Annotated in this window: 14 protein-coding genes; 4 read left to right on the top strand and 10 right to left on the bottom strand. The window is 45.0% G+C overall.

The annotated features are described in order from the left end of the window. The coding region (rsmB, locus tag ACBR23_RS15170) for a 16S rRNA (cytosine(967)-C(5))-methyltransferase RsmB (RefSeq protein ID WP_371125659.1) at window positions 1–1,247 on the top strand (1,247 nt) is incomplete at its 5' end. Window positions 1,248–1,250: 3 nt separating this feature from the next. On the opposite strand, the gene ACBR23_RS15165 is transcribed toward rsmB, so the two are convergent. The 7 genes from ACBR23_RS15165 to ACBR23_RS15135 all read right to left on the bottom strand — a co-directional run bounded on the left by ACBR23_RS15165 (window position 1,251) and on the right by ACBR23_RS15135 (window position 8,882). Then, window positions 1,251–3,782, bottom strand: a complete 2,532-nt coding sequence (locus tag ACBR23_RS15165; protein ID WP_371119819.1) for a transglycosylase domain-containing protein — start codon at window positions 3,780–3,782, stop codon at window positions 1,251–1,253. A 156-nt stretch (window positions 3,783–3,938) separates the two neighbouring features. Then, window positions 3,939–4,946 carry a chlorophyll synthase ChlG gene (gene chlG, locus ACBR23_RS15160; RefSeq protein WP_341737039.1) on the bottom strand — a complete coding sequence of 336 codons (1,008 nt, stop codon included), beginning with the start codon at window positions 4,944–4,946 and terminating at the stop codon, window positions 3,939–3,941. Window positions 4,947–5,118: 172 nt separating this feature from the next. Then, window positions 5,119–5,598: a DUF29 domain-containing protein gene (locus tag ACBR23_RS15155; RefSeq protein WP_371115274.1), complete on the bottom strand. Its 480-nt coding sequence runs from the start codon at window positions 5,596–5,598 to the stop codon at window positions 5,119–5,121. Between the two features lie 35 nt (window positions 5,599–5,633). Continuing rightward, entirely contained in the window at window positions 5,634–6,338 is a 705-nt protein-coding gene (locus ACBR23_RS15150) for a helix-hairpin-helix domain-containing protein (protein WP_371119799.1), read from the bottom strand. A gap of 95 nt (window positions 6,339–6,433) precedes the next feature. Further along, entirely contained in the window at window positions 6,434–6,781 is a 348-nt protein-coding gene (locus tag ACBR23_RS15145; protein ID WP_341732495.1) for an NINE protein, read from the bottom strand. Between the two features lie 68 nt (window positions 6,782–6,849). After that, window positions 6,850–7,062: a hypothetical protein gene (locus ACBR23_RS15140; RefSeq protein WP_371119800.1), complete on the bottom strand. Its 213-nt coding sequence runs from the start codon at window positions 7,060–7,062 to the stop codon at window positions 6,850–6,852. A 227-nt stretch (window positions 7,063–7,289) separates the two neighbouring features. Then, window positions 7,290–8,882, bottom strand: coding sequence for a type II CAAX prenyl endopeptidase Rce1 family protein (locus tag ACBR23_RS15135; protein WP_371115276.1), 1,593 nt, complete (start codon window positions 8,880–8,882; stop codon window positions 7,290–7,292). Between the two features lie 184 nt (window positions 8,883–9,066). Here ACBR23_RS15135 and ACBR23_RS15130 point away from each other — a divergent pair, with 184 nt between their 5' ends. Beyond that, the gene (locus ACBR23_RS15130) at window positions 9,067–10,431 is read left to right on the top strand and encodes a histidine phosphatase family protein (protein WP_371119801.1); all 1,365 of its coding nucleotides are present in this window, start codon (window positions 9,067–9,069) and stop codon (window positions 10,429–10,431) included. 132 nt (window positions 10,432–10,563) lie between these two features. After that, window positions 10,564–12,021, top strand: coding sequence for an FGGY-family carbohydrate kinase (locus tag ACBR23_RS15125; RefSeq protein ID WP_371119802.1), 1,458 nt, complete (start codon window positions 10,564–10,566; stop codon window positions 12,019–12,021). Between the two features lie 211 nt (window positions 12,022–12,232). Here the strand turns inward: ACBR23_RS15125 and ACBR23_RS15120 are convergent, their stop codons facing one another. From ACBR23_RS15120 to ACBR23_RS15110, 3 genes are all read right to left on the bottom strand, one after another. After that, window positions 12,233–13,300 (bottom strand): glycerate kinase, encoded by a 1,068-nt coding sequence (locus ACBR23_RS15120; protein ID WP_371119803.1) that lies wholly within the window; start codon window positions 13,298–13,300, stop codon window positions 12,233–12,235. A gap of 75 nt (window positions 13,301–13,375) precedes the next feature. Beyond that, window positions 13,376–13,507, bottom strand: a complete 132-nt coding sequence (locus ACBR23_RS15115) for a hypothetical protein (protein ID WP_371119804.1) — start codon at window positions 13,505–13,507, stop codon at window positions 13,376–13,378. A 202-nt stretch (window positions 13,508–13,709) separates the two neighbouring features. Next, a complete protein-coding gene (locus tag ACBR23_RS15110) occupies window positions 13,710–14,042 on the bottom strand; it encodes a DUF565 domain-containing protein (RefSeq protein WP_371119805.1) in 333 nt (110 codons plus the stop codon). A gap of 48 nt (window positions 14,043–14,090) precedes the next feature. Here ACBR23_RS15110 and ACBR23_RS15105 point away from each other — a divergent pair, with 48 nt between their 5' ends. Beyond that, complete coding sequence (locus ACBR23_RS15105) at window positions 14,091–14,654, top strand: hypothetical protein (protein ID WP_341738940.1); 564 nt, start codon at window positions 14,091–14,093, stop codon at window positions 14,652–14,654. Window positions 14,655–14,740: the final 86 nt, after the last annotated feature.

Raw genomic sequence — 14,740 nt, 5'->3', positions numbered from 1 at the left:
ATCCCGAACCACAACCAGAGACTAAAACCACCTCTAATCCCCCCCCTTACCAAGGGGGGGCTAGGGGGGGTTTAAATCCCGAACCACAACCAGAGACTCAAACCCCCCCAACCCCCCCTTATCAAGGGGGGGCTAAGAATAGTCCTAATTCCCCTCCACAACCAGAGACTAAAACCACCTCTAATCCCCCCCCTTACGAAGGGGGGGCTAAGAATAGTCCTAATTCCCCTCCACAACCAGAGACTCAAACCACCTCTAATCCCCCCCCTTACCAAGGGGGGGCTAGGGGGGGTTTAAATTCCTTAAAACTACCAGAAAACCCCATCCAACGCCTAGGAATTCAGCACAGTTTCCCCGACTGGATAATCGAAATGTGGATCGAAGAACTAGGCGAAACCGAAACAGAACAACTCTGTGAATGGTTCAATCAATCCCCCACAATTGACCTCAGAATCAATCCTTTAAAAAGCACAATTGACCAAATCGAAACCGCCTTCCAAGCCCAAAACATCAGCGTTAGCAGAATCCCACACTTACCCCAAGCCCTAAGACTCAACAGCAGCAGTGGCGCAATTCAAAACCTCCCCGGATATAGCGAAGGTTGGTGGACCATCCAAGATAGTAGCGCTCAATTAGTCACCCATTTACTCGATCCGCAACCGGGGGAAACCATCATTGATGCGTGCGCCGCACCGGGAGGAAAAACTACCCATATTGCCGAATTAATCGCAGATACAGGTACGATTTATGCCTGCGACAAAACTGCAAATAGACTCAAAAGACTTAAAGAAAATGCAGACAGACTCCAGATGAAATCAATCCAAATTCATACCGGAGACAGCCGCCATTTTCCTGAGTTTATTAACCTAGCAGACAGAGTTTTATTAGATGCACCTTGTTCGGGCCTGGGAACCCTCCACCGTCGCGCCGACGCCCGTTGGCATCACACAGCGGAAAATATCCAACAACAATCCCAACTGCAATCGGAATTGTTAGCAAATTCAGCGACATTTGTCAAGTCCGGTGGCGTATTAGTTTACGCAACTTGCACGATTCATCCTTTAGAAAATGAACGAGTTGTGCGATCGTTCTTAGACAGCAATCCTGAATGGCAAATCGAACCGCCCACCATAGATTTACCAGTACAGCCATCACCGGAAGGATGGGTAAAAATTTGGCCCCATCGCCATCAAATGGACGGCTTTTTTATGGTGCGGTTAAAACGAGGTGAGAAACCAGGACTTTAGTCCTTATTGTGGCGGTTCTGGATAATTATTCGGTTGTTGATAACCAGGATCTTGCCACTCGCGATGCCTAGGTTCAGGATTAGGATTGTAAGGGACGATCGCACCATCATCATTCACAATCATGCCACGAATAATCCGATTTGGCTCCACCCGTTTGGGCTTAATACTACCTTTGCGGCCCTCCAACTTCGGCAACTTGGGAAATTCCTCAACCGGCATTCCCTTGACAGCTTGACTCATAAAATCGCGCCAATTGTAAGCAGCCGTACCGCTAGTTCCCCCGGTGGGATAGTTGTCATCATTCCCTAACCAAACCCCAGTCACAACCTGGGGAATGTAACCAATAAACCACAAATCCCTGACTTTTTCCGAAGTACCGGTTTTGCCCGCTACAGCGCGATCGTTTAAAGCCGCAGGGCCACCTGTACCCCCCTGCACCACACCCTGCAACATCCAAGTAGTAATAGCAGCACTATCCTTATCCAAAACCTGCTTCGGTTTAAAATTAGCCTGATAAATCACATCTCCTCGTTGATTAATCACGCGACTAATACCGTGGGCTTCAATAAAATTACCCTGGGCCGCCAAAGTCCCGTAAGCATTAGTTAACTCCAGCAAATTCACCTCAGAAGAACCCAAAGCCAGGGAATAAATAGGGCTCAATTTAGATTTAATTCCCATATCGTGGGCTAATTTGATTACAGGTTCAAACCCGACATCCATCAACACCTTGACAGCCACCACATTCACCGAACTCGTCAAGGCATCAGAGATCGATCGCCAACCGCTAAACTTTTTGCCATAATTATTCGGTTGATAGCCATCGATAATAATTGGTTCGTCTTCATAGCTATCATAAGGCGAAAAACCAGCCCCCATCGCCGTGGCATAAACTAACCCCTTAAAAGTCGATCCGGGCTGACGCAAAGCCTGAGTAGCGCGATTAAACTCACTTTCCTGAAAATTTCCACCTCCTACCAGGGCCTTCACTTCCCCAGTTTTAGTATCCATAGAAACTAAAGCCGCCTGTTCAAAACCCTGACGGCGGCCATCAACTTCGATCGCACTTTTAATCACCTCTTCAGCGATTTTCTGCCACTGCAAATCCACCGTCGTCTCAACAGTCAAACCACCAGCTTCCAAAGCATCCTGAGAAACATAGCGTGGCAATTCCTTTCTAATGTAACTAGCAAAATAAGGCGCAGTCACTTTAAAACGCTTTGGTGGACTTTGTTTAACAGTCAAAGGTTCCGCCATCGCTTCCTTAGCTTGAGCCTCAGTAATTACCTTCGCTTCTTGCATTTGTTCCAGCACAAGATTGCGGCGCTTCTTCGCAAAATTCGGATTAACCAAAGGCGAATATTCGCTCGGTGCCGGAGGCAAACCCGCCAAAGTTGCCATTTCGGCCAAAGTCAATTTATCAACGGTTTTGCTAAAGAAAACCCAAGCTGCATCCGCTACTCCGTAAGAATCAGAACCCAAATAAACCAGATTCAAGTATCGTTCTAAAACTTGTTCTTTACTCAACTCTCGCTCAATTTTCTGAGCCAAAAGAGCCTCCCGCAGCTTCCGTCGAATACTTCTTTCCTGATTGAGAAAAACAACGCGAGCTAATTGTTGGGTAATGGTACTGCCACCCTGGACCAAATCTCTCGCCAGTAAATTAGAAACAATCGATCGCACAATACCTTGATAATCCACACCGCGATGTTCGTAAAAACGGCGGTCTTCTATAGAAATAAAAGCTTTAATCAACAGATCGGGAATTTCTTTAAGTTTCAACTTATCTCTAGTTGCAGGCCCCGATTGCAACAAAATCGTATTATCGGTAGCCTTAATTGTCAGCGTCCCATCGCGGTTAAAAGCTGACAAATCATTAACATCCGGCAAACTTTTATCTAAGGTGTGCAAAATCCACAAACAGTAGATTAAAGCGCCACCGCCAATACTAGCAACACCGATTCCTACCCAAAATTTAGGGCCACGGGACAGCAGTTTTTTCAACTTTCCCTGTAGTTTCCTATTTTCGGCTAGTTCGATATTTTCCCCTAGTTCATTATTTTCCCCTAGTTCGTTATTTTCTGCTAGTTCATTATTTTCTGCTATGTCGGTACTTGCGGGTAATTGGCTACTTGCCGATTTTTTAGGCAATTTAGCATCCAACAAATTCAGCCCAGGTTGGAACAATGCTTTTCCCTTTGCTTGCCAACTGGTAACTTTATCTTCAATTTCCAACCACACTATTAAACGCTTCAACCCTTCCCAATCGCGCTTAACTATGGGATAGTTATCAGTTTCCTGTTCTAATTCCGACTCTGTTGGAGGTGCTGGATCTTCTGGTGCCAGATACTCCCATTCTTCCGCCGTTGTCCGTGTAGAAAATTCCGCCTCCGATGACGGCGATTCGAGTTCATTGTCCTCTGCTGTCTGGGGCGATTCTGCATGGGAATTGCCACTTATTGCGTTAGTGACTTTGCTCAACTTATCTTTGATGTTTGAGAAAAATTCTGCCACGTTTAGACCTTCACACCTCATCAATTTAAATTAAAAATTAAAAACTAAAAAGGCTATTCCTTTTCAATTTTTAATTTTTAACTTGACATTTTTCTTCAATACAATTGCACTGATTTTTGACTGCGGGATTTTGGATTAAAAATTATTTAATTCAAAAGTGCCAACTCACAAATTTGCTTAAGCAGCATGACCAAGTGCCAAAGCTGCTACCAGCATACCCAACACCAGGAAAGGCTGAGCACTTGCCTGATATTTAACATCATTTTCCAGAGGATTCCGTAAAAAATACATATCCTGAAAAGTGATTTGGGGCACAATCAGCAGCAGGAGAATGACAGCGTACAGATTTTGGTGGATGCTAATCAAGTAACCTGCAATCCCGGCTTGAAATATGTCGATCATCAACACGCAGATCCAAGCTGCGGTGCCGATGCCAAACATCACTGGCAAAGATTTTAACCCTAATTGGCGATCGCCCTCAACACTTTTAAAATCATTAACGATCGCAATTCCCAGCCCAGCCAAACTGTAAAACAGGGTCAAAATCATAATCGTGGGATCTAGTTTACCAAACAAAGCTTGACCCGCCCACCAAGGCAAAGCAATGTAACTAGCACCCAGGGCATAATTTCCCAACCAGCCATTCTGCTTGAGTTTCAACGGTGGCGCAGAGTAGATGTAAGCTAAAAATGCGCCGACGAGAGTCAAAACAGTCATAGTGGGAAATTCATGACCAGCCCACAAGTCTAGAGCATAAGCGATGCCGATGCCTGCGGCTAATAATACCAAAATTTGCGCGACTACTTCGGGAATGGAGATCAGCCCGGAGGGAATTGGACGGTAGGGTTCGTTAATGGCATCAATTTCGCGATCGTAGAAATCGTTCAAAGTTTGAGTATAACCAGTCAGCAACGGGCCTGACATCAACATACAAGCTGCGGCGATCGCAAAATTTTCGAGATTCCAGGTATAGTGACCAGAAGAGGCCGCCCCGCACACCACGCCCCAAATCAGGGGAATCCAGGTAATCGGCTTCATCAGTTGCAAGCGAATCTTCCAAATGGAAGTTTCCCCGGTAGCAGCCCCTTTCATACCCAACAGTTGCCTAGTTTTGGCATTCCGGTTGTCTGTAGCTGCACTTTCTGGGGATTCTGGGGAAATTGGGGATGGAGGAGAGTCAGACATAAATGTGATTTTAGGGGTATCCTACTGTCGTGTCGATCGGCGTTGCCATAATAATTCTGTAGAATAGCATCAATATTCCAAGCATTGTGTAGTCCAGGATTTTTAGATACCCGACTTCGCAGAAGTTGTCGGGGATCTGGGTATTATATTTTTTGAGGTGGGGTTAACTATGCTAGTTTTCAGTCATCCCATCTGACAAAAAGTCTGGCAAAAAATTAGAATCTAAAACCTCAGCAGAAGTGTAAACACACCATTGCGGAAATGTCTCTAGGGACAATCCAGTTTCAGCACTTGCTTGTTCTATTGCATCCGAATAGCATTCAGAAAACACTTCTTCCAGATAGGGTTTGAGACTGGGGGAATCCTGGAGACTTTTGCGAAGGCGTCTACGGTGTTCGGCTATGGTACCTTTCCAACTACCGCTTCTGCGATCTGGTTGAAATTCCCACTTTAGCAAGTGCATCAGAAGTACCACAAGATTACTCTCCAAACTCCGCCGTTCAGTTCGCCCCATGTCTTCTATTTGTTCAATCATATTTTCCCAGTCAATGTTTGAATAATCGCGAAGCCGCAACTTTTCCACGGTTGTTTCAATCCATTTTAGGTAGTCTCGATCGTACAAATTTTGTAGATTAACATCGAGTTTTGCCATCGTCATATTTTTTAGAGTCGAGGATGTACAGATAACTAACATAAATGGCGGTAGGAATCAAAAGGCAGCCCCGTGCGTCGCTTCACCTCAACAACAGATTTATATTCGCCTTTAATCTGCCTTTCTGTAACTATTTTCTCTGCTACAACTCTGTCTAAGCCACTGGCTATTAATTCCTCCACCGAAAATACATTTAATCGTTTCCAAGTAAAACTTACTTCTTTGCGATAATTATAGCTAAAGCAAATCATCGGGGCGATGCGTCTGACGTGACTAGCTGGAACTCCTGCTATTTCTGACAACTCTTCGGCGTGAGTAAAAATATATCCTTCATTTTGCAAAGATTCAATATCATTAGCATAGACGATTGGCAATCCCAAGACTCTCACCAAATCATCTTTGGTACACTCATTAATATCTATTTTGCCACGTATATTTGCCAACTCTTCTGCACTTGTTGCACTCGCAGGAACCAGTAAACCTCTGGGTGCTGTTTTGATGAGATAGCGTTTTTTCAAAGAAAATGCAGTGACAATTTGAGCTATCCAAACCAGCAGGCCCAAATTAGCTGAAGCCGATAGCGCTACTGCGGCTAAAGTAAAGCCCGCGCCCCACCCGATCCAACTGCGAATATTTGTTTTTTGGCCTGCATAGACGATCGCCAATCCGCCGAAGTAGGGAATAAAAGAATACCACACCCAATAGGGAGTTTGACGCAGCCAGTGTAAATCTTGAAACACTTTAATTTTATCCTTAAACAGTTGTTATTTTACACTCATTCTTATCCCACTCTTTGAAGGGCGGGTTTCCTGCTTCCTTCTTCCTTCATAATTAATTACAAATCTCGCAGCAGTTTGAGTCGTTTTTCTTCATATTCTTCTGCCGTAATTGCACCCATATCATAAAGTTTTTTGAGATCGGCGATCGCCCCAGTGACATCTGTTGCCGATCGCAGGAAGCGGCCCGATTGCAACATACCTGGATTGTACTGTGCTTGAAAAGCTGGTTCCGACATCAGTAGCAAGCCGAGAAAATCAAAAAATGCGATTACTGAGGGAATGAATGTCAGAGAGAATAGCAAGTATAATACCCCGGCTAAATTATTTCCCAAATAAAACTTGTGGGCTCCAAAGCCTCCTAAAAAGAAAGCCAACAAAACTGCTACTGTTTTATCTTTAACCATTTTTTTGTGTACCCCATTTTTTAAGTGTCACTGCAACTACCTGGCTGGGTAATCTTACTAATCTTGACTCATTTATTTTTAGATGTACGAAACTTAGATGTCGCAAAATACAGCAAAACTATACCTGTTTGAGCTTCGAGAATCACCAAGTAGCCTCTCCAGAAATAATTGAGTTCGGTTGCTGAATTCAGAGAAAATAATAAAAGACCGAAGGCTGCGTAGGGTAAGAAACGCATCCAAGTCCGCGTTCCGTCTAACTTGTGGCTATTAAAATTGCTCATTGGGTAAAAGCCAGATTCTTACTTAAGATCTACAGAAAAATTGGCGAGATTGTCAAGTTGTGTCCTGTACGATCGCGCCAGCTAAAAAGCACCGACCAAGATCTAACTCCAATGTTAACGCAAGTTTTTCCGCTCAGCTTGAGACATGGCATCCTAAGCAGCCTAGAGTGCTTAGGATATTTGCCAAAACAGCAAGGGGAATTAACAATTATTCACAAAAGCCCGAATTAACTCCCGCCGCCCAAAAGAAACAGACTCAGGAGAGTGCCACTATTCCAGAGACTGTGGAGTAGCATGGGAGCAAGGAGATTGCGCGATCGCGTGTACACAAATCCCAACACCGCCCCCAAAGTCGCCAAAGGCAGAATTTCCGACACGCTCAAGTGAGCCACAGCAAACAACAAAGCAGAAGTAGCGATCGCCCCCCAAACAGGCAAATAGCGAGTCAGAGAAGGCAACAGAAAGCCCCGAAACATAATTTCCTCAAAAACCGGAGCCGCGATCGCCGCCGTGGCAAAAAACACAGCCAAAGCCAGGTTATCCTTACCTTCAAGGACGATCGGCAAAATCGGATTACTACCACCTTGTCCCTGCCATAATTGCTGATTGATCAGCGACACCAAAACTACCAAAGGTAAAGCCACAAAATAGCCACCAAAACCCCACCAAAACCAATTTCCCCGCCAATTAATCCGAAACCAACTTTCAGGTAAAGGCAAAAAAGACCTTACCGAAAAATACAATACAGAAAGTCCCCCCGCCGACAATAATAGATAAGTAGCAAAGATATAAAAAGCCTTACTACGCGGGTCAAAACTAGCAGGATTTAAGTGGAGAACCGACAGAGAAAGTGGCAGCAAAAAATAGGGGATCAAGATTTGTCCCACAAAGAAAAAGCCGACCACAAGGACCTGCCAAACAATCTCGCCATCCCAAGGAACATCCCAACTCAAGCTAGAATTTTGAGCCAAAATTGGTCCAGAACCAGTTGGTTGTAACTGCTTTCGTTGCAACAACCACTGCACGGTCAAACCAGCCAACAACACCGTACCTATACAAAGTCCGATCCCCGGAATTCCAATCACAATCGCCAACTTTTCCACAGAATCTTCAGCGATGATTTGTTCCGTAGATTGCAGCGATGCCAGGTCTTGAGAGCGCTCCTGTAACTTATAAAGTTGAGCCAGGGTACGATAGCGAAACCAACCATCTAAAGACTTTTGAATGCTCGATTCAGCATCGGGTAAAAGTTGAGGTGGATTGCTCCAAATTCCCTTTAAAACCGGAGCAGCTTGAGTGGAAGGGTCAGCATTAGTTTGAGTCTTGTATCTATCGATTAAATCTTGCCAAGTTTGCAGAGCTATATCAACTTTACCCGTACTAGCCTGCAAAATTCCCACCCGCAAGTCAAGCTCGCTTTGCAAGGTTGACAACTTGTTGATGGAGTCTTCCAGAGCATTATTCTGAGCAAATTTTATTTTTTTGGCAGTAACATCTGAAGAAGCGTTTGGAGTTTCAACTTGTTTAAATTGTGCTTGAGTTGTGCTGAGAGTTTTCTGAGTCGAGGTTCGCGCCTCTTGATACTGAGCTAAAGCAGTATCTAAAGGAGCGGAACCGATAATAGTGTTACGAGCTGAACTTAAATTAGAATTAGAATTATTTTCCCCTTGCCACTCCGAAGCATGAAGCAGTAAATTTGTCTGATAGAGTTCCAGCCGACTTTGAATTTGTGGCTCATTCCAGCTAGCAAGTAAAGACAAACCGACCAAGGCGATCGCGATCGCTGTTAAAATACCTAAAAATATCCGCTTTAGTGTCATTATGCCTGTTCCGTCCGGCGCGTATCCGTGCCTAAGTCTATTTCGTCTTTAATCATAGGCGGTTGTTAGCGAGAGTGTCCCCGGAACTGGTAAAATTTTTAGTGGCTCATCTTTTGAATCGTTTTAAGCCCCAGATTTATGCCCAGGCTAAATCTAAAATCTAAAATCTAAAATCTAAAATCGAATGACTACTCGCGTTATCTTAGTCCGTCACGGCCAAAGCACTTACAATCAAGAACGCCGTATCCAAGGCCGTTTGGATAAATCAATTTTGACAGAAGCAGGGCGCACCGCAGCCCTTCAAGTAGGCGAAACGCTCAGCAGTATCACCTTTGATGCCGTCTACAGCAGTCCCCTGCAACGAGCCAAAGAAACAGCAGAAATTATCATTTCGCGCTTGACAAATCCGCCACAACTCCAACCAACAGATCAATTGATGGAAATCGATTTACCTCTGTGGGAAGGAATGCTACGTCAAGATGCGATCGACCAATTTCCAGAAGCCTATAAATCTTGGCAGCAACATCCAGACAAATTTTCGATGAAACTGCCATCAAACGAAGCAGAAATCGAACACTTTCCCGTATTGGCAATTTTTGCTAACGCTCGGAATTTTTGGAAAGAACTATTATCTAATCATAGTTCCGGCACAATTCTAGTAGTAGCCCACAATGGCATAAACCGCGCTCTGATTGCCACAGCATCGGAAATTGCTCCCGCTTACTATCAATCTATTCAGCAGTCAAATTGCGGGATTAGCATTATCAATTTTGGAACTTCTCCTGTTTCCACCAGTGAGCAAGGTGAGCAGCAACAGAAAGTGGCAGTTCAACTAGAATCCCTGAATTTAACAGCTCACACAGGAGAAATTTTTCCCAAGCCTAGGGATGGAAATCGCGGGCCACGTTTATTGCTGGTACGTCACGGCGAAACAGACTGGAACCGAGCCGGTAAATTTCAAGGACAAATAGATGTACCGCTCAATGATAATGGTCGCGCACAGTCTGGCAAGGCGGCAGAATTCCTGAAGAATGTAAAATTAGATTTTGCCATCAGCAGTTCGATGTTGCGCCCCAAGGAAACAGCCGAAATTATCCTCCAATATCACCCAGACTTGAAGTTAGAACTCCGCGATGAGTTAAGAGAAATCAGTCACGGATTGTGGGAAGGAAAATTTGAGTCAGAAATAGAATCATCCTATCCAGGTTTGCTGCAAGAATGGAAGACATCTCCTGAAAATGTGCAAATGCCAGAAGGGGAAAATTTACAAGAAGTTTGGGAAAGAGCGATCGCCTCTTGGCGAGATATAGTACAATCGGTTTCTGGTACAGGGATTGTGGTTGCTCATGATGCAATTAACAAGGCAATTCTCTGTCATTTGTTCGGCTTAGGACCAGAACATTTCTGGAAGTTCAAACAGGGAAATGGTGCGGTTAGCGTGATAGATTATCCCCACGGTCCAGAAGGTTTGCCAGTATTGCAGGCGATGAATGTGACAACTCATTTGAGTGGTAGTGTTTTTGACCAAACCGCGGCGGGTGCACTGTAGAAATCAACAGTTAAAACTTGAATTATCAGAAAAATGAGGTATGGTTAGTAATCGATAATTCGTTATCATCCGCATACCTCACTTTTCTCTTTCTCTGTGCTCTCTGCGCTCTCTGTGGTTAAATAATTCTTAATGGATTTTTACTTAGGCATAGATTTTGGTACAACAGGAGTGCGATCGACTGCGATCGACTCCAGTCGCAATATACATAGTGAGAGCAAGTATGATTTCACTCACCATGAGGAACCAGCATCGGAATTGCCATCGCGCTGGGAGAATGCCCTCTGGGCGGTAATCGAGCAAATTCCCTTAGCCATTCGCCGTCAGATCCGGGCGATCGCCCTTGATGGCACTTCCTCCACGGTGATGCTATGTGATACCAAAGGTATACCCGTAGATGAACCGATTTTATACAACGATGGACGCGGTGTGGCGGTACTTGATCGACTGCGGGCGATCGCACCAGCCCATCACACAGTATTAAACGCCACATCAAGTCTGGCAAAACTCCTGTGGTGGTTAGAGTGCAAGGAAAAAGACACAGCCCCTAGGGAGTGTGTTCAAACCTTCAAACCCGGAGATCCCCCCCAGCCCCCCTTAACAAGGGGGGGGAATTCACTCAAAGTCCCCCTTATTCCCCCCTTGGGGGGGGCTGGGGGGGGTGGGGATTTAGGGGGATATCCGGTGCAAACAGCCCCAAGGTTTTTCCTGCATCAAGCGGATTGGTTGGCCTTTTTGCTACACGGAAGATTGGGAATTAGCGACTATCACAATGCTCTGAAATTGGGTTACGATGTTGCCAATTTGTGTTATCCCAATTGGCTGACAGAGGGAATTGCGGGTGTTTCTGGGTCGATCGCCCCTATATTACCCCAAGTTGTCGCACCCGGAACAGCGATCGGACCTGTGACAGCAGAAATAGGCGATCGATTTGGCTTTCCCCGCGACTGTATCGTTTGTGCTGGTACTACTGATAGCATTGCAGCATTTTTAGCTAGCGGTGTCAATTCTCCAGGGGAAGCAGTAACTTCTCTCGGTTCAACTTTAGCCCTCAAACTGTTAAGTTATACCCGTGTAGATGATGCCACCTACGGAATTTATAGTCATCGTTTCACCTCCCCTTCACAAGGGAGGGCTGGGGGGGTGTTGTGGTTAGTGGGAGGCGCTTCTAATACCGGAGGTGCTGTGCTGCGTCACTTTTTTACTGATAGTGAATTGGACAAGTATAGCCAACAAATTGACCCCCATCGACCGAGTTTCCTGGATTATTATCCATTGTTAAAAAAAGGCGATCGTTTTCCCAATAATGACCCAAATTTGCTCCCTAGATTAGAACCTCGTCCTGCTGATGCTGTGGAGTTTTTACATGGTTTGCTAGAAAGTATAGCCCGGATTGAATCGCGGGGATATGAATTATTGCAGCAGTTTGGTGCAACTCCTTTGACAAAGGTTTATACGGCTGGTGGTGGGGCAAAAAATCAGGTTTGGGGTGAGATCAGAAAGCGTTATTTGAAAGTTCCTGTGGTAACTCCGGTTCATACTGATGCTGCTTATGGAAGTGCATTATTGGCAATGACAGTTGACGGTTGACGGTTGACGGTTGACAGTTGACAGTTGATAGTTGACAGTTGACAGTTGACAGTTTGAACAATACCGATGCAACCGAAAACGATAATACCCTTCGACTACGCTCAGGGTAATCATTGCGGTTCCTGAGCGTAGTCGAAGGGTCGAAGGGTCTTCTTCCTTCTATCCTTTACATCCGTTACATCCGTTACAAAATCCGTTGCCGAACTTCCTTCTACTTATAAATCTTCTGAATAGTCCGATCGCACTTAAGTTCAATTGCCAAATCCACTCTAGCCCCACTAGCAACTATGGACTTAATAAATAACTCTGGATGCAGCGCTTTCCAAAAATATTCCACAAACTGATTAATTTCCAACTCAGTCATTCCTGACTTTCCCCTCGCCATCATTTCCTGTTCCGCTTGATTGCGCCAAATTTTAGAAACACGATAATCTTGGGGATACAAAACTATCAATCGATCCAAGCGATTCCACAGCGGTACATAATCCGATAGTTTAGCATTCATATCACGAGCAAACAGTCGATCGCCCTCTGTGCAAATTGGAAACGGCGCACCCTCCAAAAACTGATTCAATTGTAGCTCATCCACCGGCTCTACACCCACAAACCAGCCTTCAAACAGTACAATATCCACATCAGAAACATTTTCAGGGGAAATTCTATCTCCGGCCCCCCCCCAAGCAGACTTATCAAATCGGGGGATTTTGATATTTTTAACTGATGCTAATTCTTCTTTCCGATTGGAACGCAACTGATCCAAAACAGAAACGCCCAATTCAATATCGTGAGTGCCAGGTGGTCCCCGCCAAATCAACCGTGGGTCTTCTTTTTGGAGTTTGAGGCGATCGGCATAAGTCTTGTAAAGGTCATCCAAAGAAAGGCTGACAGTAGAATAGCCCAATTTCGCCAAAATCAGCCGTAAAACCTCAGATAAAGTTGTTTTCCCCGTTCCTTGCCCTCCCAAAATCCCTTGAATTAAAGGACGTTTTAAACTTTGTGTTTCAGACGACAATTTCATAGCCAACGGCAGCCAAAGAACCCACAAATTTTCCATAAAATTAGTTGACTTTGCGGAAAAAGTATGTAATAAATTAATAACAGAAAAGAATAAATCGGCTTTGTGCCGAACAACCTCAGCCGCATTTTCGGGAGTAATGCCAAAAGCAGGCGATCGCCAATCATCAGCAAGTTCCCACAGCGCTAACTGCTCGAAATCACGTTGGATCGGGCAATTTCCAGCTCTCCATCCTTCTAAAATTTCCACAAGCGTTAAAGTCATAGCAACCTATTCTCAAAACTCACAGCTTTTCAACTCAAAAATGATATCTGAACCTTGTCGGTAATTAGGAAGTTTTTAATTCCTAAAACCATCGATATTATTTTGTTGTGCTTCTTCCTTCTTCCTGAATTTCCCCCATCCCCCCTTGGGGGGGGCTAGGGGAGCTAGGGGGGTAATATCAAATCCGGTAACATCGGAATTATTCATCTCTCTTATCTCCCTCTGTGTTCTCTGCGTTCTCTGTGGTTAAATCATTCCGATGCAGCCGGAAACGATATAACTTATTCCTGAATTTCCTCCATCCCCCCTTGGGGGGGGTAGGGGGGGTCGGACGTTACTTATTCCTGAATTTCCTCCATCCCCCCTTGGGGGGGGGCTAGGGGGGGGGTAGGGGGTCACTAATTCCTTCTCAAGAACCCAGCTTGAAAGCTTCCACAAATAAATTGTAAATCACACCAATTTTCAGAGCATTGAGCAAATCCACCCACAGAGAACGCACCGCAGGCTGATTGCCACTATAAACAAATAGGTTAAGCAATTCAGTCAAAAACACCAACCAAGCAGCAGCGACAATATCCCAATCAGCAGATTGTCCCGCAATTGTAGAAATAGCTGTTCCCAAAAAATTTCCGAATAGCAGAGTAATGATAAACAGCGAAATCCGTCGCCAAGGATTACTCACCCAGCGTCCGAATTGCTGAGCGAGAACATCAATAAATCTATTTATTCGGGTATTCTGCATAAAAAACAGTAATTACTATGTGCCACCTATTTTTAAATCATAAAATGTATGAAAATTAAAATTTACCAGATAGTAACTGGATTGTCGATCGTCCTGATGACAGCACTCTTCCTAAGACGTTGTGAAATCACCATCGCCAACAGCTCCACCCTACCAAAAAATTTACCACCGACAGCCACCGTACTCCCCCCAAGCACCACCGCCACCCCAGAAATAGTAAATCCACCCAAACCCAAGCCCACATCAACCCCCAACCCACCAGAAGAAATCAGCAATGCCTCATCAATACCTCCAAACGTCGAAGCCATAGGCACTTTGCGCGTCAGTAACCGCAGCGAACACCCCGTGCGAGTGGCCCTGTTGGCCAAAGGAGAAGCCGAAAAATCCTACAACAAACCCGCTCACTGGGACTTTGCACCAGGAGAAGGTGGCGGCAAAGGACTGATGCTCTCGCTTCCCGAAAGAAAACTCAAAATCAAACAGGGAGACATTCTGGTTGTCTTCGCTCAAGATGGCTCTCGCCGCTACTGGGGGCCCTACGTCGCCGGAGAAACAGCCTCCCCCGCTTGGAATACCAAAGCCGGAGAATGGCAATTAGTTTTATCACCCTGAGAAAATCTCAATCAGAATTATTCATCTCTCTGCTCTTCCTCTGCGCCCTCTGCGCTCTCTGTGGTTAAAAAAAATCCTCAAAAACT

It is taken from the genome of Microcoleus sp., assembly GCF_041354475.1.
Classification (GTDB): domain Bacteria; phylum Cyanobacteriota; class Cyanobacteriia; order Cyanobacteriales; family Microcoleaceae; genus Microcoleus.
This window is presented reverse-complemented; position numbering and strand designations above follow the sequence as displayed.